This is a genomic window from Qipengyuania intermedia, from assembly GCF_019711615.1.
GTDB lineage: Bacteria > Pseudomonadota > Alphaproteobacteria > Sphingomonadales > Sphingomonadaceae > Qipengyuania > Qipengyuania intermedia.
The window spans coordinates 230,645-251,673 of sequence record NZ_JAIGNS010000002.1 but is presented as its reverse complement, the minus strand read 5'-3'; the positions used below and the strand labels follow the sequence as shown (position 1 = coordinate 251,673).

At 62.5% G+C, this 21,029-nt stretch carries 23 protein-coding genes and 1 tRNA gene; 15 read left to right on the top strand and 9 right to left on the bottom strand.

What is annotated here, in order from left to right; all coding sequences use genetic code 11:
* The first annotated feature begins 148 nt into the window (after window positions 1–148).
* Window positions 149–550, top strand: a complete 402-nt coding sequence (locus K3179_RS07565; protein WP_221563658.1) for a response regulator — start codon at window positions 149–151, stop codon at window positions 548–550.
* Window positions 551–785: 235 nt separating this feature from the next.
* Here the strand turns inward: K3179_RS07565 and K3179_RS07560 are convergent, their stop codons facing one another.
* The gene (locus K3179_RS07560; RefSeq protein ID WP_221563656.1) at window positions 786–1,532 is read right to left on the bottom strand and encodes a Crp/Fnr family transcriptional regulator; all 747 of its coding nucleotides are present in this window, start codon (window positions 1,530–1,532) and stop codon (window positions 786–788) included.
* 143 nt (window positions 1,533–1,675) lie between these two features.
* Here K3179_RS07560 and K3179_RS07555 point away from each other — a divergent pair, with 143 nt between their 5' ends.
* The gene (locus tag K3179_RS07555) at window positions 1,676–2,464 is read left to right on the top strand and encodes a response regulator (RefSeq protein WP_221563654.1); all 789 of its coding nucleotides are present in this window, start codon (window positions 1,676–1,678) and stop codon (window positions 2,462–2,464) included.
* Window positions 2,465–2,551: 87 nt separating this feature from the next.
* Here K3179_RS07555 and K3179_RS07550 read toward each other — a convergent pair whose 3' ends face one another.
* A complete protein-coding gene (locus K3179_RS07550) occupies window positions 2,552–4,210 on the bottom strand; it encodes a CHASE domain-containing protein (protein WP_221563652.1) in 1,659 nt (552 codons plus the stop codon).
* 233 nt (window positions 4,211–4,443) lie between these two features.
* Between K3179_RS07550 and K3179_RS07545 the strand changes: the two genes are divergently transcribed.
* From K3179_RS07545 to K3179_RS07535, 3 genes are read left to right on the top strand one after another with little or no spacing between them, the layout of a single operon-like run.
* Window positions 4,444–4,626, top strand: a complete 183-nt coding sequence (locus K3179_RS07545; RefSeq protein WP_221563650.1) for a NepR family anti-sigma factor — start codon at window positions 4,444–4,446, stop codon at window positions 4,624–4,626.
* The gene (locus K3179_RS07540) at window positions 4,626–5,234 is read left to right on the top strand and encodes a sigma-70 family RNA polymerase sigma factor (RefSeq protein WP_221563648.1); all 609 of its coding nucleotides are present in this window, start codon (window positions 4,626–4,628) and stop codon (window positions 5,232–5,234) included. The genes K3179_RS07545 and K3179_RS07540 overlap by 1 nt, the downstream gene beginning before the upstream one ends.
* Window positions 5,235–5,286: 52 nt before the next feature.
* The gene (locus K3179_RS07535; protein WP_221563646.1) at window positions 5,287–6,462 is read left to right on the top strand and encodes an AI-2E family transporter; all 1,176 of its coding nucleotides are present in this window, start codon (window positions 5,287–5,289) and stop codon (window positions 6,460–6,462) included.
* A 56-nt stretch (window positions 6,463–6,518) separates the two neighbouring features.
* On the opposite strand, the gene K3179_RS07530 is transcribed toward K3179_RS07535, so the two are convergent.
* On the bottom strand, window positions 6,519–7,130 hold the full coding sequence (locus tag K3179_RS07530; RefSeq protein ID WP_221563644.1) for a superoxide dismutase: 612 nt from the start codon (window positions 7,128–7,130) through the stop codon (window positions 6,519–6,521).
* 163 nt (window positions 7,131–7,293) lie between these two features.
* Here K3179_RS07530 and glmM point away from each other — a divergent pair, with 163 nt between their 5' ends.
* Genes glmM through thiD form a run of 3 tightly spaced genes read left to right on the top strand, consistent with a single transcriptional unit; the run spans window position 7,294 to window position 9,652 of the window.
* Entirely contained in the window at window positions 7,294–8,631 is a 1,338-nt protein-coding gene (glmM, locus tag K3179_RS07525; RefSeq protein WP_221563642.1) for a phosphoglucosamine mutase, read from the top strand.
* A complete protein-coding gene (locus K3179_RS07520; protein WP_221563640.1) occupies window positions 8,631–8,855 on the top strand; it encodes a DUF1272 domain-containing protein in 225 nt (74 codons plus the stop codon). Before glmM ends, K3179_RS07520 begins: the two co-directional genes overlap by 1 nt.
* Entirely contained in the window at window positions 8,852–9,652 is an 801-nt protein-coding gene (thiD, locus tag K3179_RS07515; RefSeq protein WP_221563638.1) for a bifunctional hydroxymethylpyrimidine kinase/phosphomethylpyrimidine kinase, read from the top strand. Before K3179_RS07520 ends, thiD begins: the two co-directional genes overlap by 4 nt.
* Before the next feature lie 19 nt (window positions 9,653–9,671).
* Here the strand turns inward: thiD and K3179_RS07510 are convergent, their stop codons facing one another.
* Window positions 9,672–10,556 (bottom strand): LOG family protein, encoded by an 885-nt coding sequence (locus K3179_RS07510; protein ID WP_221563636.1) that lies wholly within the window; start codon window positions 10,554–10,556, stop codon window positions 9,672–9,674.
* Window positions 10,557–10,627: 71 nt separating this feature from the next.
* Window positions 10,628–10,703, bottom strand: a tRNA-Trp gene (locus K3179_RS07505).
* A gap of 87 nt (window positions 10,704–10,790) precedes the next feature.
* On the opposite strand from K3179_RS07505, the gene aat reads away from it, so the two are divergent.
* On the top strand, window positions 10,791–11,474 hold the full coding sequence (aat, locus tag K3179_RS07500; protein WP_221563633.1) for a leucyl/phenylalanyl-tRNA--protein transferase: 684 nt from the start codon (window positions 10,791–10,793) through the stop codon (window positions 11,472–11,474).
* Here aat and K3179_RS07495 read toward each other — a convergent pair.
* From K3179_RS07495 to K3179_RS07480, 4 genes are all read right to left on the bottom strand, one after another.
* On the bottom strand, window positions 11,423–11,908 hold the full coding sequence (locus K3179_RS07495) for a DUF2155 domain-containing protein (RefSeq protein WP_221563631.1): 486 nt from the start codon (window positions 11,906–11,908) through the stop codon (window positions 11,423–11,425). The genes aat and K3179_RS07495 overlap by 52 nt on opposite strands.
* A 2-nt stretch (window positions 11,909–11,910) precedes the next feature.
* The gene (locus K3179_RS07490) at window positions 11,911–12,309 is read right to left on the bottom strand and encodes an NADH:ubiquinone oxidoreductase subunit NDUFA12 (RefSeq protein ID WP_090476298.1); all 399 of its coding nucleotides are present in this window, start codon (window positions 12,307–12,309) and stop codon (window positions 11,911–11,913) included.
* Between the two features lie 61 nt (window positions 12,310–12,370).
* Window positions 12,371–12,883 (bottom strand): DUF192 domain-containing protein, encoded by a 513-nt coding sequence (locus tag K3179_RS07485; protein WP_221563629.1) that lies wholly within the window; start codon window positions 12,881–12,883, stop codon window positions 12,371–12,373.
* Between the two features lie 4 nt (window positions 12,884–12,887).
* A complete protein-coding gene (locus tag K3179_RS07480) occupies window positions 12,888–13,472 on the bottom strand; it encodes a regulatory protein RecX (RefSeq protein WP_221563627.1) in 585 nt (194 codons plus the stop codon).
* Between the two features lie 130 nt (window positions 13,473–13,602).
* Between K3179_RS07480 and K3179_RS07475 the strand changes: the two genes are divergently transcribed.
* The 6 genes from K3179_RS07475 (at window position 13,603) to K3179_RS07450 (ending at window position 21,026) form a co-directional block, all read left to right on the top strand.
* Entirely contained in the window at window positions 13,603–15,336 is a 1,734-nt protein-coding gene (locus K3179_RS07475; protein ID WP_221563625.1) for a fatty acyl-AMP ligase, read from the top strand.
* Between the two features lie 119 nt (window positions 15,337–15,455).
* Window positions 15,456–16,706 carry a toxic anion resistance protein gene (locus K3179_RS07470; RefSeq protein WP_425594742.1) on the top strand — a complete coding sequence of 417 codons (1,251 nt, stop codon included), beginning with the start codon at window positions 15,456–15,458 and terminating at the stop codon, window positions 16,704–16,706.
* 10 nt (window positions 16,707–16,716) lie between these two features.
* A complete protein-coding gene (locus K3179_RS07465) occupies window positions 16,717–17,475 on the top strand; it encodes a hypothetical protein (protein WP_221563623.1) in 759 nt (252 codons plus the stop codon).
* Window positions 17,475–17,783, top strand: coding sequence for a polyhydroxyalkanoic acid system family protein (locus tag K3179_RS07460; RefSeq protein ID WP_221563621.1), 309 nt, complete (start codon window positions 17,475–17,477; stop codon window positions 17,781–17,783). Before K3179_RS07465 ends, K3179_RS07460 begins: the two co-directional genes overlap by 1 nt.
* A gap of 196 nt (window positions 17,784–17,979) precedes the next feature.
* The gene (locus K3179_RS07455; protein ID WP_221563619.1) at window positions 17,980–18,459 is read left to right on the top strand and encodes a heme oxygenase-like domain-containing protein; all 480 of its coding nucleotides are present in this window, start codon (window positions 17,980–17,982) and stop codon (window positions 18,457–18,459) included.
* Entirely contained in the window at window positions 18,456–21,026 is a 2,571-nt protein-coding gene (locus tag K3179_RS07450; protein ID WP_221563617.1) for an HWE histidine kinase domain-containing protein, read from the top strand. The genes K3179_RS07455 and K3179_RS07450 overlap by 4 nt, the downstream gene beginning before the upstream one ends.
* Window positions 21,027–21,029 lie beyond the last annotated feature (3 nt).

The following is a 21,029-nucleotide window of genomic DNA, read 5'->3' as shown; positions in this document are numbered from 1 at the left end:
AACGTTGCGCCGGGGCAACTCTGCGTCCGATTGTGTTGCCGGTGGGAACCGGTTGGCCCCTTCGTCCTTTCGGGAATAGGCGCCGAATTCACGGGCCTATCAATCGGGACCGACCATCATCGCACGCGCGCCATCATCTACCTGCAAAATGCCCGAACATGTCCTTGTCGTGGAAGACGAGGCCATTCTTGGCGTCATGCTGGAAGACGCGCTCGAAGCTGCGGGCGTCAAGCAGGTGGAAATCTGTTCGACGACCGACCTTGCGCTCGAGGCGCTGCGCCGCAAACAGCCCGACGCGATCGTTCTCGACGTGCACCTCGCCGACCGCGATGATGGCTGGGCCATAGCGGAGCTGGTGAAGGCACTGGGTCCCGACAGCCCCCGGATCATCTTTTCGACCGGCCAGCCCAAGGACATTCCCGAGCATATCGCCGAAATGGGCAGCATCCTCGAAAAGCCCTATGATCCCGCCGTACTGGTCGATGTGCTGTGCCAGCCCGAAAAGCGTGGCATGATCTCGCGCCTGCGCGGCGCCTTGCGCCCCGGCTAACCTCTCCCTTCCGTTCTACAAAGCGCCCGCGGCAGATCGGACCTGCCTGTTTTTCGCCGTTTGCCTGCTGTCCAAGAAAAAAGGCCTCCGCTCTCTTGGAGCGAAGGCCTTTCGGGATCGTATCACCAGCCGCTTGGACGGGAGGGGGGTCTCGGCGGTGACATAGTAGAAATGTCTCGACGGGAATGGGGTTCCCCGCCCATCGAAATTTTTTGAATTTTTTTCTTCCGCCGGTTCAGACGAAGGGTCGGTGCCCCTTTTCGGACCGCTCGAAACTGGCGAACTGCGCCGCCTTGTCCATGTCCGGAACACAGATTTCGCGAGAGCTCCACTGGACCAGCCCGTCGCGATCGAGCGACTTGATCGTCCGGTTGGTGTGAACGAGCGACAGGCCCAGCATGTCCGCGATCTGCGACTGCGTGATAGCCATCGATAGCTTGTTGCCGTCCCGCGCAATGCCGGTGGCAAGCGCACGGTCGAGCAGCCAGGCAGCAAGGTATACGACCCGCTCGCGCGCGCTGCGCTGGCCGAGGGATACGATATGCCCTTCCAGCGCGTTTTCTTCCTTGGCCGCCAGCCAGGTAATGTCGAAGCCGAGCCGCGGGTGCTCCCTGATAAGATGCACGAAGTCGCTGCGACGGAAACGGCACAGGCGCAGCGGCAGGACCGCCTCGACCGAATGGCTCAGCGGTTCGTCGAAGGCGCCCTGCAGGCCGATGAGATCGCCGGGGAACATGAAGTTGATGATCTGGCGCCGACCGTCCTCCAGCTCGAGATAGCGAATTGCCACCCCGTCCAGGACGGTAAAAAGGTGGTCAGTTTCATCGCCCTCCTTGAGAACGATGTCGCCGCGCTCGCAACTGAACTCGGCATCCTTGACGGACTGCATATATGCCAGCTGTGCATCGTCGAGCGGGCGCAGTCCGGGACAGTCCTGCAGCGGACATTCCTGACACGCATAGGGCTCAGCAATCTCGAACACTCGCACCCCCTTATTAACCCTCTCCAGCGCGCACTTGGTCGCTTCGATTGAAACATTTGTCAAACATCATGATTTCCCGAGCGGAACTAGGAACCGTTCGCTCGGCGGCGCGTTCAATGCGCGCAAACCACGGAAGGGGTTATATGTCGCTTGGTGACCAAATCGCGAAAAACTTGCCTTACCTGCGCCGTTATGCGCGGGCACTTACCGGATCTCAGGCAACCGGTGACGCGTTCGTACGCGCAACCTTGGAAGCTGCTCTGGCAGACGACGACCTGAAGGCGTCGCTGGAGGGTGGCCGCGTCCCCCTCTACCGCGCATTCAACAAAGTCTGGTCGAGCGCCTATCTCGATGTGCAGGAACCGGCCGGAGGTGATCACGAGACTGCCGCTCAGGATCGGCTGAAATCGATCACGCCGCTGAACCGGCAGGCCTTGCTGCTGACCACGCTCGAGGATTTCTCCGTCGAACAGGCGAGCGAGATCATGGAAGTCGAGCCGTCCGAGATCGAGAGCCTCGTGCAGGAAGCGGTCAGCGAAATCGACCGCGAAAGCTCGACCAGCGTCCTCATCATCGAAGACGAACCGCTCATTTCGATGCAGCTGGAAGACCTCGTCACTTCTCTGGGTCACGAGGTGTGCGGTACCGCCGCCACCCGCACGCAAGCACAGGAAGTGGTCGCCCAGAAGACGCCCGGCCTGGTGCTGGCCGACATCCAGCTGGCCGACGGATCTTCGGGCCTCGATGCAGTCGATGATATTCTTGCGATCGACAGCGTACCGGTGATCTTCATCACGGCCTATCCCGAGCGTTTGCTCACCGGCGATCGTCCCGAACCCACCTATCTCGTGACGAAGCCGTTCCAGGAACAGACGGTGCGCGCTGCCATCAGCCAGGCCCTGTTCTTCGGATCGAGCCGCCCGCTGGGCTGATCTACGCCCCAAAAGCAAGACGCCGCCCGGACCCATGTCCCGGCGGCGTTTTTTGTGTCCTGCTCCGGCAAGCCTGCCTGGCCGGGCCTATTGTTCCTCAAGCTGTGTCGGCGGACTTCTCAGCGCAAATTCGCTGGGTTCGCGCACCGGCACCAGCAGCTTGCAGCGCACGCCGGTCGGCAGGAATTCCAGATCGACCGGATGGCGCAGCTCATGGGCCACGATCTTTTCGATAAGGTCCGTGCCGAAGCCGCGCTTGGTCGGCTCTGTTACGCGCGGACCACCGCTCTCGGTCCAGTCGATCCGGGCGAGCCGCTCGTTGACGAGCGTCCAGATAATCGACACCTTCCCGCCCCTGGTGCTGAGCGCGCCGTATTTCGCAGCGTTCGTCGCCAGTTCGTGGATGGCGAGCCCGAGCGACAGGGCATCGTTGGGCGCCAGTTCGACCGGCGGCCCTTCGATCACGAGGTCGTGATCGGCATCGTTGGCATAGGGCGCCAGTTCGACTTCGATGACCGACCGGATCGGGGTGGTGCCCCATTCAGATTGGGTCAGAAGATCGTGGGTTGCCGAAAGGGCCCGGATGCGCTGGTCGATGCCTTCGGCAAAATCGTCGAGATTCTCCGCCCTGCGGCGCGTGAGCGAGACGATGGAAAGCACGTTGGCGAGCGTGTTCTTGACCCGGTGATTGAGCTCGCGCGTCAACGAATTGCGGATCGAGTTCTGTTCGGCGAACCAGTCGAGCGAGCGACTGTCTTCCTGCGCCTGCTGCGTCAGGAGGCGCGCGACGACCAGTAGCAGGCTGGCGACCGCCAGTCCGAACAGGAGCGTGATCATCGAGAGCGATGAGAGCGTGTTGTCATTGCTCGCCTGGACGACCAGCAGCATCTCCCTGCCTGCCAGGTCGACCTGGCGATCGACCGTCGAGCGATCCGGATCCCAGCCCTGCCGCTGTGCCATCAGCACGCGTTCGCCCTCGTCGATATCGAACAAGCGAACAGGCGTTTCTTCGCCCGAGACGAGTTCGGCCGCAGAGGTGAGGAACTGCGATGCGGTAAACGGGCTGTAGACGAAGCCCTTGAGTGTCCTATTTCCGATGCCGCCCTCGAACACGGGCATATAGATCAGGAAGCCCGGCTCCTTGCCGCCCCCTTCCTGCACCAGCGTCACACGGCCCGTTGCGGTCGGTCGCTCGGTACGGGTCGCCTCGTCGAGCGCTTCGCGCCGGACAGGCTCGGAATACATGTCGAAGCCGAGCGCACGCCGGTTGCGCAGGGTATCGGGCTGGAGGAACAGCACCGGGACCAGTTGCGAGCGGGGTTCTTCGACAATGCTCGGTCGGAGACGGAGCGAGCGCAGTTTGCCCTGGTTCAGGACGGATTCGACTTCTGCGACCTGCCCTGAATCGATTGCCGGGGCCCAGCCGATACCTTCCGCGCCGCGATAGTCGGAATCCAGCCTCAGCTCTGCCACGAACTGGCGGAAGGTCTCGGAATCCACTTCGTCCTGCGAGCCGAACAGCGCGCCGGCAGCCCTGAGGAAAGCGGAGTTGGAGTAGGCCCGCCGTTCGATCGCGAACGCCATGGCCTGCGCCTTGCGGGTCAGCTCTGCTTCCTCGCGAATGCGTTGTCCGCTCTCGATCGAAAAAACGCTGAGCGCGGTGACTGCGGCAACGAGCAGAAAAATGGCGAGAGGAACCAAGCGCGGATAGTCGACCAGCCATCGCTGGCGCACCCCCTTGCGCATGAGCCTTTCCTCAACCACCTGTTCTTCCCCGTCTGGTCTTGCGGTCTGCCCCCTAATATCCCTCGCGCACCGGATGGTTCCAAGGCGGCGGGCAGTCCACTTATTTATATGGGCGCGGCTGGAACCCGATCCCGTTTGCGACGTTACGGGTGCACTAGAGGGATCGTAAGCAGCGATGGGGCCGGTACCCACCGGACCGCTTGTTGCGAGGACAAGGACTTATTTTCAGCACGATGACTTCCCCTGCATCTTCCGAAGGAAAGCTGCCCGAAAGCGCAGACCGGACGTCGAAGAGTAAGAGCGAAAGCCAGCCCCAATGGGCGAATGGCTTGCGCCAGCTTTACGATTCCGTTGTCGATGAGCCACTTCCTGATACATTCAAGGACCTCTTGTCGAAGCTGGACTCGAAGGACTGATGGAAAGTGAGCAGCGGACGGCTTCCGAGAAAGCCGATTTCAAACGCGAACTGACTGACGTCGTGCCGCACCTTCGTGCGTTTGCACGCGGGCTTTGCGGCCGTGCGGACATGGCCGACGATCTCGTCCAGGAAACCTTGCTCAAGGCTTGGGCGGCACAGGAACGCTTCCAGCCGGGCACCAGCATGCGCGCCTGGACCTTCGTGATCCTGCGCAATGCCTATCTGACCGACATGCGCCGCAATCGCTTCCGCGGCGAATATGACGAGACGGTTGCCGAACGGGTGCTCACCGCACCTGCCGGACAGGAAGAACCGATCCACCTGTCCGATATGCACCGTGCCTTGCTGACGCTACCACCCGAACGTCGCGAAGCCTTGCTGCTCGTCGGTGCCGGCGGCTTCTCCTACGAGGAAGCGGCCAACATCTGCGGCTGCGCTGTCGGGACCATCAAGAGCCGTGTGGGCCGTGCGCGCGCAACGCTCAATTCGATGCTCGCAGACGGATCGATCCCCAAGCGCTCGATCGACGACGACACGGCCCATCGCGCAATCCTGGAAGAGCTCGACGAAGTCGCCGCCGGCCAGGGCATGGCGTCACGCAACTGACGGGAAAGCCCGAACTTGTCCCGCCGACCGCTGCACGGCACATAGGCCAGACATGACCGACCAGGTGCCTGCCCCGCAAACCCCGCCCCCGGTTCGCCGGCAGGGGCAACGCAATGCCTTTGCGCAGCAGGAACTGCGGCTGATTTCTGCTCTGGTGCTATTGCTGGGCGTCGGCCTTTTCCTCGCCCTCCCCTTCGTTCTCTCGATCGGGGCCATCGTGTTCCTGCCCGTGGTCACGGCCGTGATCCTCACGGTCATCCTTTCTCCGCTGGCGGACAAGCTGAACGGCTGGGGCCTCCCCAATGCGCTCGCCTCGCTGGTCTCGTTGCTGATATTTTTCGCGATCCTGCTGCTGGCGCTCGCGCTCATCCTGCAACCGGCGATCACACTGTTCGACGAGCTGCCGGCTCTGGTGCAGCGCGTGGGCGAACGGTTCGGCGAATTGCAAGAACGCTTTTCATGGGTCGCGCAGGTCAACGACCAGCTGGCCGACCTGATGGCCCGCGAAGGGCAGCCGCGCGAGGTCGTCCTTGCCACTCCGAGCTTCCTCGAAGAAATCGCCTTCGCCACCCCGACGGTGGTGATCGAGGTGATCCTGACCCTCCTTATGGCCTTTTTCATGATCGAATCGCGCATTCGCCTGCGCCAGAAACTGCTGTTCGGCCGGACTAGCTTCGGGACCAGCATCAAGGCGGCGCGCGTATTGCGGGAGGTCCAGGACCGGGTGGCCGCCTACATCCTCACCGTTGGCTGGATCAACGCGGTGGTAGGCGTGATCGTGGCGCTGGGCGCATGGGCGCTCGGCGTGGATGCGCCGATCATGTGGGGCGGGCTCGCGGCCATCCTCAACTTCCTGCCCTATATCGGCCCGACCCTGATGGTCGGCCTCCTCGCGCTTTTCGGGATCGGGACGGCGGACACGGTCCTGCTGGGTCTTGTCCCGGCCCTCGCCTACCTCGGTCTGCATACGATCGAGGCCAACGCTATCACGCCCTCCATCCTGGGCGCGCGCTTCACCATGAACCCGGTCATGATCCTGATCGCCCTGTCCTATTTCACCTGGATCTGGGGCGCGTTCGGCGCCTTGCTCTCGGTGCCGATCCTGCTGATGCTGACCGCCCTGTTCGACCATATCGGCAGGCCGAACCTGGTCGGCTTCATCTTCGGCGAGCCGCTGTTTACTGCCAGCGTGTTCAGCGACGAAAACGACGAGCAAACCGCTTCCTGACACGAAAAAGCCCGCCGCACCGGAGTGCAGCGGGCCTTCCCTGAATCTTGCCGGACTTACGAGGGGTAGGTCCAGGTCGAGCCGCGCGACAGATTGTCGTGCGCGAAGCTCCAGTTCAGCTTGCCGCTGACGGCGTCCAGATAGGCCGGACGCGCATTCTGGTGGTCGAGGTAATAGGCGTGCTCCCACAGGTCGATCACGAGAAGCGGGTTCACACCCTCGTGGTCGGCAAGGGTGTCGCCGTCGTGGGTTTCCTCGATGGACAGCTTGCCGTCCTTTTCGGCGAGCCAGACCCAGCCGCTGGCGAAGTGGCCTGCACCGCGGTCCTTGAGTTTCGACTTGAGTTCATCGACCGAACCGAAGGACGCTTCGATCATGCTCTTGAGTTCATCGGAAATCGACGTTTCCGACGGCGCCATCGAATGCCAGTAGAAACCGTGGTTCCAGCTCTGTGCGGAATTGTTGAACAGGCCCTGGTTGCTGTCACGCGCAGCGGCGATGACTTCTTCCAGGCTCTTGTCCGCAAGATCGGTGCCCTCGATCGCGGCATTGGTCTTGTCGATATAGGCCTGGTGGTGCTTGCCGTGGTGGTAGGACAGCGTCTTGGCGGACACGGCCGGCTCCAGCGCGGTGTCGTCGTAAGGCAGGTCGATCAGCTGAAATGCCATGAATGGATCCCCTTTTCGGTATTCGTGTTGAACTTTCGGTTTGCCCTGACAACGCATGGGCAGGCACGAGGTTGCATAGCGGCTCGGAAAAATGGCGCCATGGCTTTTATTCCGCATCAATCACGGCCAAGAAGCGGTCACAGGCAAGGGAGCGCATAGAAAAATGTCACGCAAATTCTTCGGCACCGACGGCATTCGCGGACGCACGAACGAGGGCGTGATGACTGCCGCCACGGCCATGCGCGTAGGCCAGGCCGCGGGAACACACTTCCTGCGCGGCGGCCACAGGCACCGGGTCGTCATCGGCAAGGACACGCGGCTTTCCGGCTACATGATGGAAAGCGCGCTGGTAGCCGGTTTCACCAGCGTGGGCATGGACGTGATCATGACCGGCCCCCTGCCCACCCCGGCCATTGCCCTGCTAACCCGCGAAATGCGCGCGGACCTCGGCGTGATGATCTCGGCGAGCCATAATCCGTTCGAGGACAATGGCATCAAGCTGTTCGGCCCCGACGGGTTCAAGCTTTCCGACGAGGCGGAGGCATCGATCGAACTGCTGCTCGAGCAGGAACCGCTTCTCGTCCAGGCCGACCGGATCGGCAGGGCCCGCCGGATCGACGATGCGCGCGGCCGCTATATTCACGCGATCAAGCAATCGGTGGCCAGCGACATCCGCTTCGATGGTCTCAAGGTGGTGGTCGATTGCGCCAACGGCGCTGCCTACCAGGTCGCGCCGTCGGCGATCTGGGAACTGGGCGCGGATGTCATCGCCATGGGCGTCGAGCCCGACGGCACCAATATCAACCGCGATGTCGGCTCCACTTCGCTCGATGCAATCAAGGCCCGTGTGGTCGAGGAAGGCGCCGATATCGGGATCGCGCTCGATGGCGATGCCGATCGCCTGATCGTGATCGACGAGAAGGGACGCGCGGTCGACGGGGACCAGATCATGGCCCTGATCGCGTCGCGCCTGCATGCGCGCGGCGACTTGTCGGGCGGCGGTGTGGTTGCGACCGTCATGAGCAACCTTGGTCTCGAGCGCTATCTCGAAGGGCTCGGCCTGACGCTGGAGCGGGCCAAGGTCGGCGATCGCTATGTGCTCGAGAAAATGAAGCAAGGCGGGTTCAACATCGGCGGCGAGCAATCCGGCCACATGATCCTGCTCGACCATGCGACCACCGGAGACGGCACTGTCGCCGCGCTGCGCGTCCTTGCCAGCCTGGTGCGATCGGGCAAGCCGGCCAGCGAGTTGCTACATGTGTTCGACCCCGTGCCGCAGCTTCTCAAGAATGTGCGCTACTCCGGCGGCAAGCCGTTGGAGGCCGACAGCGTCAAAGCAGTCATCGCGGAAGCCGAAAAGGAACTCGAAGGGAGCGGCCGCCTCGTCATCCGGCCTTCCGGCACCGAACCCGTGATCAGGGTCATGGCCGAGGGCGACGATGCAGAGCAGGTCGAACGCGTCGTCGACCGGATTTGCGATGCCGTGAAGGATGCCGCCTGATGCTGGAAATGCGCCCCGACTGCGAACGCTGCGGCGCGGATACGCCAGCCGACAAGCCCGGCAGCTTTATCTGCAGCTTCGAATGCACCTTCTGCACCGAATGCGCGGATGAACTGGACGATCTGTGCCCCAATTGCGGGGGCGAGCTGATGGACCGCCCGACCCGCTCCAAAAAACTGCTGGAAAAATATCCGGCAAGCACCGTGCGAAAGCACAAGGCATGATGGGTGCGCCTCCCCGTATCCTGACCATTGCCGGCTCGGACAGTTCGGGCGGGGCGGGCATCCAGGCCGATATCAAGACGATCACCATGCTCGGCGGCTATGCGATGAGCGCGATCACTGCTGTGACGGCGCAAAACACGCGCGGCGTCCAGGGTGTCGAGGTGATGCACCCCGAATTGGTGATGGACCAGGTCGAAAGCTGTCTTGGCGACATCGGGGCCGATGCGATCAAGATCGGGATGCTGGGATCATCGCAAATTGCAATGCAACTGGCGGAACGGCTGGACACCTTTGCCGGACCGATCGTCTTCGACCCGGTCATGGTTGCCACCAGCGGCTCCGAACTGGCGAGCGAGGCCACTATCGGTGCGTTCGGGGCGCTGATGGAAATAGCTACCATCGTCACCCCCAACCTGCCGGAGCTGGCAGCGTTGACAGGACGCGAGAACATTGCGGACGAGGATGTCTTCGATGCCGCGCGCGAACTGGCGGAAAAGTACGACACCATAGTGCTGGCGAAGGGCGGGCATGGCGAGGGCGACGAGGTACTCGACCGGGTGGTTTCCTCCACCGGCAAGGTCGCCAGCTTCGGCCATCACCGCATCGACACACGCCACACGCACGGAACCGGCTGCACTTTGTCGGCAGCGCTGGCGACTTTCCTCGCCTATGGCCAGCCGACCACCCACGCGATCAGGCTCGCGCGCGGGTTCGTCTATGCAGCGATCGAGAGCGCACCCGAATTCGGCGGAGGCTCAGGCCCGCTCGGGCACCAGGCGGTGCGCAAGCTGGGCTGAGCCTTCCGGTTGGCAGGCCTTAGAGGCCGTAGAAATTGCTGATGTGCTGCCAGGCGTCCTCGGCCGTTTCGCACCAGCGGAACAGGTCGAGGTCCTTTTTCGAGATCGTGCCTTCTTCGGCAATCGCCTCGAAATTGACGACGCGCTTCCAGAAATCCTCGCCGAAGAGAAGGATCGGCATGGGCTTCATCTTGCCGGTCTGGATCAGCGTCAGCAGTTCGAAGAACTCGTCGAATGTACCGAACCCGCCCGGGAACACCGCCACGGCGCGCGCACGCAGCAGGAAGTGCATCTTGCGCAGCGCGAAATAGTGGAAGTTGAGCGAAAGGTAGGGCGTCACGTACTGGTTGGGTGCCTGCTCGTGCGGCAGGATGATGTTGAGGCCGATGGATTCGCCGCCCGCTTCGCTGGCGCCGCGATTGGCTGCTTCCATGATCGAGGGGCCGCCGCCCGAGCACACGACGAATTGGCGTTTGCCGTCTTCGATGATCGACTTTTCGGTCGCCATTTTCGCCAGCTTCATGGCTTCGGCGTAATACTTGCTCTTGGCGACAAGGCTTTCGACCACCTTGCGCTCGTCTTCGGGCAGGTCCTTCGCGCCTTCCAGCGCTTCCTCGGCCGCTTCGGGCGGAGGAATGCGGGCGCTGCCGTACATGACCAGCGTCGAGCCGACACCGGCTTCGTCGAGGATCATTTCGGGCTTGAGCAGTTCGAGCTGGAAGCGGACCGGGCGCAGTTCCTCGCGCAGGAGGAAGTCCTTGTCCTGGAATGCCAGCTTGTAGGAGGGATGTTCGGTCTGCGGCGTGTGCTTTTCGAGGCCCTTCTTTTCGAATTGGGCTTCCTGCTGTGCCGGATAGAATTTGCGATCGGCTAGATCGCGCTTTTGCTTTTCTTCTTCTGTCATGACCCGCGCGATAGTGCGCGGAGCCATCATCGACAAGCCATTGAAGAGGAAATGGCCTTCCCGAGAGGAAATGGCAGGGGTGACAGGATTCGAACCCGTGGCCCTCGGTTTTGGAGACCGATGCTCTACCAGCTGAGCTACACCCCTGCAGCCGAGCGGGCGCATTAGTCGCAACGCGCCCCGCTGGCAAGATGCGTATCGCATATCTGCGCAAACTGTTAGGAACCGCGCACTATGCACGCCCCCGTCCCAGAAACGATTCCCGTCGATCTGCTGCTGCATGCCTATCGCAGCGGCGTTTTCCCGATGGCCGATCACCGGGACGATCGCGAAGTATACTGGGTCGAGCCGCGCGAACGGGCGGTGATCCCGCTGGACGGATTTCGCATGTCGTCGAGCTTGCGCAAGATCCTGCGCCAGAATCGCTTTCGCGTTACCTGCGATACCGACTTCGCCGCAATCATTGCCGCTTGCGCCGAGCCTCGCGAAGAACACGCGGAAAGCTGGATCAGCCACCAGATCGAGGCGAGCTACATCGCCTTGCACAAGGCCGGCCATGCCCATTCGATAGAGGTATGGCGCGATGAAGAACTCGTGGGCGGGCTATACGGTGTCGCCTTCGACCGAGTGTTTTGCGGGGAAAGCATGTTCAGCCGCGCCGACAATGCAAGCAAGGTGGCGCTGGCGTGGCTGGTCGCCGCGATGCGCGAGGCGGGCTACCGCCTGCTCGACTGCCAGTTCATGACCGACCACCTCGCCTCACTGGGCGCGGTGGCCATGCCGCAATCGGATTACCTGCAATTGCTGCGGGCGGCACGCGGAGAACCCCAGGGTTCGATCCCGCAGATCATCGCTGTGGCGAACGCTCATTCTTCGCCCGGGAACTCCATCGCGCAGTCCTTGACCCAGACGTCATAGATCGGGTGCTCGACCACGTTGAGGCTGGGCGAGTTCTTGAACAGCCAGCCGGAAAAAATGCGGTTGAAGTCGTTCTGGCTGCCGCGTTCGCGCACCAGGACCTGCACGAAAGCGCCCGTTTCCTGCGGCATTTCCCACGGAGCGGTCCGCTCGCACGAAGCGAGGCTGATGATGACATCGCCCACGCGCTTCTGGTCGCCCGGACGCATTTCGAGGTCCTGCGTCTCGTTGTTGCGCTTGTTGAGCAGGCCGATGGTCGCCACGCGCTCTTCCAGCGGCGTGCCGATCCCCGCTTCGGCAGCGGCGATTTCGGGCAGCTCGACACGCTGCAATTCCTCGGGAATTTCGGTACTGACGGCTTCCGGCTCGGGCGGGTCCTGCGAGCACGCGCCAAGCACCAGAGCAGCGCCAAGGAGCAGGCCGGTGCGGGCCATGATCAGGCGTCCGGCGACCAGGCTTCGTAATCGCCGACCGCACGCGCCCGCTTGCCGCCACGCTCGAGCGCGCCTTGCGGACGATAGGCATTGCCAGTCCCGGTGGCGTTCGGCGTATAATCGGCTTCCCAGATGCGCGGTGCCGGAAGGAAGCTTTCGGGCACATCGTCGCCCGATCCGTGGAGCCAGCCGTGCCATTCCGCGGGGACGCGGCTGGCGTCGTTTGCACCCTCGTAGATCACCCAGCGGCGTTCGCGCTGGCCTTCGCCCTTCTTCTTGGAGCGGTAATACTTGTTACCCTGCGCGTCGGTGCCGACGTGTTCGCCATTGCGCGAGGACCACAGCATCGTGCCGATGGTGGCACCGTTCCACCAGGTGAAGATCTTTGCGAGAGGATTCATAATCGGCGCGCCTAGCTGATTCCCGCGCGCGCGCCAAGCGCATGCGTAGTGTATTTCGCTCTCACCATTCGACCATGTCGCCGGGTTCGATGCCCAGTTCTTCGGCAAGGCCGCCGCGAATCTCCAGAACGCCGCTTGTCACGCCCACCGAATAGACCGATTCGAGCGAATAGGGCTGTGTCATGGCGGCAATATTGAGGATGCGCCCGTCGGTCCCGATGAAGATGATGTCGAGCGGGATGGGGGTGTTCTTCATCCAGAAGCTGCGCGCGGTCTGCGGCTCGCTCGGGAAGATCATCGCCTCGTCGTCGGCCAGTTCGGTGCGGAACATCAGGCCCTGCGCCTGCGCCTCGCGCGACTTGGCGAGTTCAGCGCGGAAGGTATGGACCGTATCGCCGCTGCTCACGGTAACCGGGATAATCTGCAAGCCGGAAACCGGGTGTACCGCCTCCGCCTGTTGCGACGCGGCGCTGGCCGGTTCCTCGGCGGTCCCGGCAGGCGCACAGGCGGCCATGGCAAGCGCCAGGCAGATTGCGCCGCTGCGCAACACCGGCAAAGCGAATTCGAACTTCATCTCATCAATCCCACAGATCGGCTTCTTCGAGCCATTCTTCCAGCGCCGCCTCATCGGCAGCGGAAAGGATGGCCTGAGCGTGCGCGAAGGTGTGCCCCGCCCTAACCATCGCTGCAAGCTGCTTTTCATTCCGTTTGTGACGCATTTCGCCCGTCTCGTCTGCGGGAGGCGTGGAAAAAGGTCCGAAACGCCTGCGCCGGGCCAGTGCGAGCGCCGCCTCGCGCGCCTCGCGTTCGCCGGGGGCGAGTTCGCTGCGCAACCCCTCGTCGATACCCGCTGCCCGCAGCGTTTCGTCGACCCGCCGCGCGCCATATCCGCGTGACAGCAGGCCGCCCGCCTTCATTTTCCCGTATCCGCGATCGTCGACATAGCCCTTGTCCACGAAATCGGCGACGAGAACATCGACACCGGGATCGCCTTCGTCCTCCCACCCACGCTCGCGCAGCTTGCGCTTGAGGTAGCTTTCCAGCTTGCCCGCACTGGTCGCAAAGCGCGCCACATAGGCCAGCGCCAGGTCGCGCAGCCGCATGCGGTCGAGCGGCTTCGGCTTGCGACGAGTTCGGCGCTGTGTTGCGTTACGATCAACCATCGGCCATATTCGTGCCACAGTCCTTACCGAATGGGAAAGCTCGATATAGCGTTGCGACAGTGATCGTGGCGCATAGGGATCATGAGGGATGCCGCAAGGCTCTGTTATTTCACGGGAATCGCGAAAACTAATGACCGACGCCGCATTGACGCCGACGCCTAATGATTGCGACCTGCCACGGCGCAGGGCCGATTTCGCCACCTTCAACGAGGCGGTGGATTATGCCGCCCGCAGCGAAAAGGGGCTCAATTTCCACGATATGCGCGGCGACCTCGTGCGCCCCTATCCCTTCAGCGAAATGCGCGAGGATGCGCTCAAATTCGCGCGCCAGCTGGCCGCCTACGGCATCGGCAAGGAAGACCGCGTCGCGCTGGTCGCGGAAACCTGCCCCGAATTCGCGGCGCTGTTCTGTGCCTGCACCTATGTCGGCGCCTGGCCGGTCCCGCTGCCCCTGCCCACCGGCTTCGGTGGCAAGGAAGGCTATATCGACCAGCTTGCTGTCCAGCTGCAGAGCAGCGATCCCAAGATCCTGATCTATCCCGAAGAGATCGCGGAAATGGCCAAGGCCGCTGCCGACCGGCAGGGCTGCGACGGGGAAAGCTGGCAGGAATTTGCCCAGCGCCCCGATCCCGAATGCGACCTGCCGCAAGCGCAGCCGAAGGACATTTGCTACCTCCAGTATTCCAGCGGTTCGACGCGTTTCCCGACCGGTGTCGCCGTCACGCACGAAGCGCTGCTGCACAATCTCTTCGGCCACTCGACCGGCGTGGACCTTGGCGTCAACGACCGCGTGGTCAGCTGGCTGCCGTGGTACCATGACATGGGCCTCGTCGGGTGCCTGCTCTCGCCCATCGCGAACCAGGCATCGGTCGATTATCTCAAGACCGAGCATTTCGCGCGCCGCCCGCTGGCATGGCTCGACCTGATCAGCCGGAACAAGGGCAATACGCTCAGCTATTCGCCGACCTTCGGCTACGACATCTGCGCGCGCCGCATCTCCAGCCAGAGCCATGTGGACGAACGCTTCGACCTCTCGCGCTGGCGCACCGCAGGCAATGGCGCCGACATGATCCGTCCCGACGTCATGCAGAGCTTCGTCAACGCCTTTGCACAGGCCGGTTTCAAGGCCAGCGCCTTTACGCCGAGCTATGGACTTGCCGAGGCGACGCTAGCCGTCACCGTCATGCCCCCGGGCGAAGGCATCCGCGTCGAACTGGTCGAGGAAGAACGCCTCTCCGGCCGTCCGCGCAATCTAAACGGCCCCGCGCGCTACCGGGCGATCGTCAATTGCGGCAAGGCGTTGCCCGGCATGGAAGTCGAGATTCGCGACGAGAAGGGCGCGGCCAAGGCCGACCACCAGATCGGCAAGGTCTGGTGCCGCGGCACAAGTGTCATGCACTCCTATTTCCGCAACGAGGAATCGACCGAGGAATGCCTGGTCGACGGCTGGCTGGACACGGGGGACATGGGCTATCAGGCCGATGGCTATCTGTTCATCGTTGGCCGCGCCAAGGACATGATTATCATCAACGGCAAGAATCTCTGGCCGCAGGACATCGAATGGGCGGTGGAACAGCTGCCCGGGTTCAACCACGGCGACATCGCGGCCTTCTCGGTCGATACCGAGAATGGCGAAGAAGCGCCTGCCGTGCTCGTCCATTGCCGCGTTTCGGAACCGGAAGAACGGATCAAGCTGCGCGACCAGATCGCCGACAAGGTCCGCGGCGTGACCGGCATGAGCTGCGTGGTCGAACTCGTGCCCCCGCGCACACTGCCGCGCACCAGTTCGGGCAAGCTCAGCAGGGCCAAGGCCAAAAGGCTTTACCTGTCGGGTGAAATCCAGCCGCTCGAACTGGCTGCCTGAAGCCTCGATACTGTCAACTTGAAGCTTTGTAGCTGCCATCGCGTGATGGCATCTTGAAACTCGTGTTATAGAGACCTAATACAGAGAAGAGTAATCTTCCGGGAGGTCTGCGTAAATTCATGAGTGACGAAAAGCCCCAGGCAGCCGCTGCCACGCCCGCTGCGAAGCCCGCCGCTACCGCCACGATGGCGCCGCCGGAATTCGACCTGACGCCGCCCGATCCGGTACCGGCCGTCGCGCCCGAAAAGGCTGCCGGCCTCGTCCCCGTTTCGGAAGAGGTGAAGAGCAAGCTGGAAAGCAAGGTCGACGGCTTCGTCGACGATTTGATCGCGCAGGACGCGAACTCGCCCGAATTCGGCAAGAAGGTCGACCAGCTCACCAACATGGGCCGCAAGGAAATCATGGCGGCGGCCGGCATGTCGAACCGTTTCCTCGACCGCCCGGTGCGTGCGATGGACAAGGACGAAGGCGTCGGCGCAAACCTTGCCGAACTGCGCCGCGTCGTGGAAGACCTCGATCCGGGCAAGCGCGGCAAGCTTTCGGGTACGCGCAAGATCCTCGGCATCATTCCCTTCGGTAACAAGCTGACCAACTACTTCCGCAGCTACCAGAGTGCGCAGACGCACATCCAATCGATCCTTTCTAACCTTGCCAGCGGCAAGGACGAGCTGATCATGGACAATGCGGCGATCGACGTCGAACGGCAGAAGCTGTGGGAGGCGATGGGTAATCTGGAACAGATGATCCATATCTCCAACACGCTCGACGCGAAGCTGGAGGAGAAGGCCGCCGAACTCGACGCGACCGACCCGGCCAAGGCGAAAGCCGTGCGCGAGACCGCGCTGTTCTATGTCCGCCAGCGCACGCAGGACCTGCTCACGCAGATGGCGGTTAGCGTTCAGGGCTATCTGGCCCTCGACCTCGTGAAGAAGAACAATGTCGAGCTGGTGAAGGGCGTCGACCGCGCCAGCACCACCACGGTCGGCGCGCTGCGCACAGCCGTGACCGTTGCCGAGGCGATGACCAACCAGCGCCTCGTGCTGGGCCAGATCACCGCACTCAACGACACAACCGCCGGCATCATCGATTCGACCAGCACCATGCTGCGCGACCAGACCGGCAAGATCCACGAACAGGCCGCCGCCAGCACCATCCCGCTGGAGACGCTTCAGCGCGCCTTCCAGAACATCTACGACACCATGGACGAAGTCGACGAATTCAAGCTTCGCGCCCTCGATTCCATGAAGCAGACGGTCACGCTGCTTGGCGAAGAGGTCGAAAAGTCGAAGGGCTATATCGCCCGCGCCGAAGGCCAGGCCCAAGCGCAGAAGCAGATGGCGACAAGCGACCTGTTGAGCATCGAGGGATAAGGGAACAACCTTGAGCGACCTCAGCCGAGATTCCGACCGCATCCTTTCCGAAGGCAGGGCCCTCGTGCGCGACAACCAAGAAGGTGGGCGCCATCGCCGCGCTGTATCGATCGGCGAAGGATCGGCCCGGGTGCGCCGCAAAAACTGGACGAAACGGATCACCTATTTCGTCGGTGCCGTTTTCACTATTCTCGTTGCGGGATCGGTCGCCGGGCTGGTGCTCGACGGGATCGGCTTCGTCGGCGTGATGGCGATCGCCCTCGCGGTCGTCGTGGCTGCGGCTGTCTTCGCGAACTACCCCAAGGTGAAGGTCCCCAAGCGGAGCGACATCAACAAGGGCGATGTGAAGCAGATGGTGAGCCGCACCGAGCTATGGCTCGAAGCGCAGCGCCCCGCCCTGCCCCCGCCGGCCGTCAACCTGGTCGACCAGATCGGCGTGCAGCTCGACAATCTCGGTTTCCAGCTCGAGGGGCTGGACCAAAACCATCCCAAGGCCCGCGAAATCCGCAGCCTGGTGGGTGAACAGCTTCCCGAGATGGTCGATAGCTACCGAAAAATCCCGGCGCATCTCCGCACGGAAAAGCGTGCCGGGGCGACCCCCGACGAACAGCTGACGGGCAGCCTGTCCAAGATCAGCGGTGAAATCGATTCGATCACGCGCCAGCTGGCAGAGGGCTCGCTCGACGACCTGGCGATCAAGCACCGGTTCCTCGAATACAAGTTCGGCGAAGGCGCCGAGAACAGCCCGCAATTGGAGCACAAGAGCTGATGCGCGTCCCGATTTCCCACGATCTTCCCAAGGAAGAAGTGCGGCACCGTCTCTCGAGCCGCAGCCATGAGATCGCAGATGTCGTGCCTGGCGGTATGGCAGAAGTCGACGTGTCGTGGCCCGACGAAGACACCATGGCGGTGAACGTCGTCACCATGGGTCAATCGCTGAATTCGCGGGTCCTCATCGAGGACAAGCAGGTGGTGTTCGAAGTCGACCTGCCGATGGCCCTGAGCTTCGTGAAACCGATGATCGAAAGCGCGATCCGCTCCAAGGGCGAAAAGCTGCTGAGCGCCCCAAAAGCCTGACGTTCGAAAAATTTGATCTGCGGCGGGAACCCCCTTATCATTCAATCGCTTGTTGCTGGGGACCGCTATTCTGGCGGCCAATTCGCGTTTGAAAGCCGGACCGCTCCGGCGCCCGAATGCGGCCGTAGGGGGAGCGGACTTGAGACAGAGACTACGGGCAGCGACGGCGACGTTACACGATCAGCTGGACGAAGCAATGGGCGCCATGCCGGTCGGCAACGATGCTTCCTTCGCGCGATTTCTGAAAATACAGTATGCCAGTCGTGAATGCCTCGACGCGGGCTTTGCCGAGCAAGAGCTTGGCCCATTGGGAGCACCTCCCTCGCAACTCGAGTTGCTGGATCGCGATCTTGCATCGCTCGGCCATGAACCGATGCACGCACACGGTGGCGCCTCGTTCCATTCTCCCGCCGCAGCCTTGGGCGCGGCGTGGGTGGTTTCGGGTTCTTCGATGGGTAACCGCGCGATGCTTTCGCAGCGCCGAAAGCATGGGTTGGACCATGCAAATGCCTTTCTCGCCGACTCTCGCATGCCAACCTATTTCCGAACCCTCCTTCCGCTGCTAGCGGGCCAGTTCGACAGCACTGAGCAAGACCAGATGATCGACGGCGCAACGCTCGCCTTCACCGTCTTTCTGGACGTGCTCGCCCGATCCGAATTGAAAGAAGCCGCATGAGCGCCCCCGACTACCAGGTCGATCTGACCAATTGCGATCGCGAGCCGATCCACCATCTCGGGCGTATCCAGAGCTTCGGCGCGCTGCTTGCGGTGAACGCGGACTGGTTCATTGCGCAGCGTTCGACCAACCTCGAAGAACTTCTCGGGCTGGAAACCGAGATCGAAATCGGCTGCAAGCTGAAGGACGTGCTGGCAGAGCAGGCAGTCGACCGGCTGCGCAGCGCGGTCAGCGGACTTGTCGATAACGACCAGATAGAGCGCCTTTTCGGCCTCGACCTGTGCGGTGACGGCACACTGTTCGACTGCGCTCTGCACTGCTCCGGCCCCTATTCGGTCATCGAGATCGAACGGCACAGGCAGGGCGATATAAGCCGCCAGCTTGGCCTTCTGCGTCCTGCCATGCAGCGTCTCGAAAAGCAGGATGACCTCGATACCCTCCTCGAAGAGGCGGCTCGCCAGGTGCGCACGACGCTGCACATGGACCGCGTCATGGTCTACCGCTTCCACGGCGATCTGTCGGGCGAAGTCGTGGCCGAGGCAGCACGCGAGGATCTCGAGAAATTCCGCGGCCTGCGCTATCCGAAATCGGACATTCCCGCCCAGGCTCGCGAGCTTTACGTCCGCAACCGGTTCCGCATCATCAGCGACGTAAACGACGAACCTGTCGCGATCGAACCCGGCATGACCGCGGAAGGCGCGCCGTTCGACCTGTCGATGAGCACGCTGCGATCGGTTTCGCCCATTCATATCGAATACCTGCGCAACATGGGCGTCGAGGCATCGCTTTCGATTTCCATCGTGATCGGGGGGAAGTTGTGGGGCCTGTTCGCCTGCCACCACTATTCGCCCAAATTCCTGCCCTATTCGCAGCGCACCGCGGCCGAACTGTATTCCGAGATGGTATCGCTCTTGATCGAGCGGGCGCTCAACAAGAAGCACGCCTCGTTGCGCGAACGCGGACGCGAGGTTCACGACCGCCTGATGCGCGATCTCGTTGCCGGGCAGAGCCTGCTGCAAAGCCTGCCCACGCTCGACCCCGTGATCGGTCAGATCATCCCGCACGACGGGATCAGCATCTTCGTCGACGATATCTACAAGCTGAGCGGCAAGGGTCCGAACGAGGAAGAATTCCGCGCTATCGTAAAATCGCTCAATGCGGCAGCGACCAGCCGGGTGCTGGCGGTAGACGAGATGGCCAAGCGCTTTCCGCGCGCCGAACGCTTCGCCGATCGCGCCGCGGGGGCGCTCATCATCCCGGTGTCGCGCTCTCCGCGCGACTACCTCGTCCTGTGGCGCTCAAGTCTCGACCAGGTCGTCACCTGGGCGGGCAATCCCGATAAACCCGTGGAGATAGGTCCCAACGGCGCGCGCCTGACACCGCGCAAGAGCTTCGAGGCGTGGCAGGAAACAGTCGAGGGCAAGAGTAGCCCCTGGACCGAAGGCGAAATGCAGATGGCGGAGCAGCTGCGCGTCACCCTGCTGGAAATCATCCTCCGCCTGACGGACAAGGACCTGGAAGAACGCCGCAAGGCACAGGCCCACCAGGAATTGCTGATTGCGGAGCTGAACCACCGCGTGCGCAACATCCTCAACCTGATCCGCGGACTGATCAACCAGTCGCGCGGGGATGCGCGCGATATCGAAACCTTTACCGAGATCGTGGGCGGCCGCGTTTCCGCGTTGGCATTGGCGCACGACAACATCACCAAGGGCAATTGGTCGTCGGCTCCCTTGAGCGAGCTGATCGATAGCGAAGCCAGCGCCTATCTCGCAGGCAAGACGGACAGGTTGCACGTGACCGGTCCCGAGGCCCAGATCAATCCCGAGGCGTATACGGTGCTCGCCCTCGTCATCCACGAGATGATCACGAATTCGGCAAAGTACGGTTCGCTGAGTGACAGTGCGGGACTGCTCGAAATTGCGACCAAGCGTGACTATGACGATTCGCTCATAATCGAGTGGACGGAAAGCCAGGGCCCGCCCGTCAGGCCCCCGTCCCGCCGGGGTTTCGGCTCCACCATTATCGAGCGTTCGATCCCGCACGAGCTAAGCGGCGAAGCGAAGGTCGATTTCAAACTTAGCGGCGTCGAAGCGCACTTCCGAATTCCCGAACGCTTCGTGACCTGGAACGAGAGTGCCTCGAGTGCAGCCACAGCCGCGCAAAACGCCAGTGAAGGCGCGAGTACCGATACTGCTCACGCTCCCAAACCTGCCCCCGGCAGCGTGCTGCTGGTTGAAGACAGCATGATCATCGCCCTTGATGCGGAAGATTGCCTCAAGGAACTGGGCGTGGCGCAAGTGCGTGTGGAAAGTTCCGTTGCGGGAGCGATGGAAGCCCTGTCGAAGCACGAGTTCGAAGCGGCTATCCTCGATTACAATCTGGGCGGTGAGAACAGCGAAGCTATCGCCAAGGAACTGGCAGGGCGTGGAACGCCCTTCTGGATGGCGACGGGCTACGGCGAAATGAAGGATCGCGTGACGGAACTCGGCGCGCGCGGCCTGCTGACAAAGCCGTACGGAAAGAGCGAGCTCGAAAAACTGCTGGCCGACCTGGCCGGCGGTTGACCC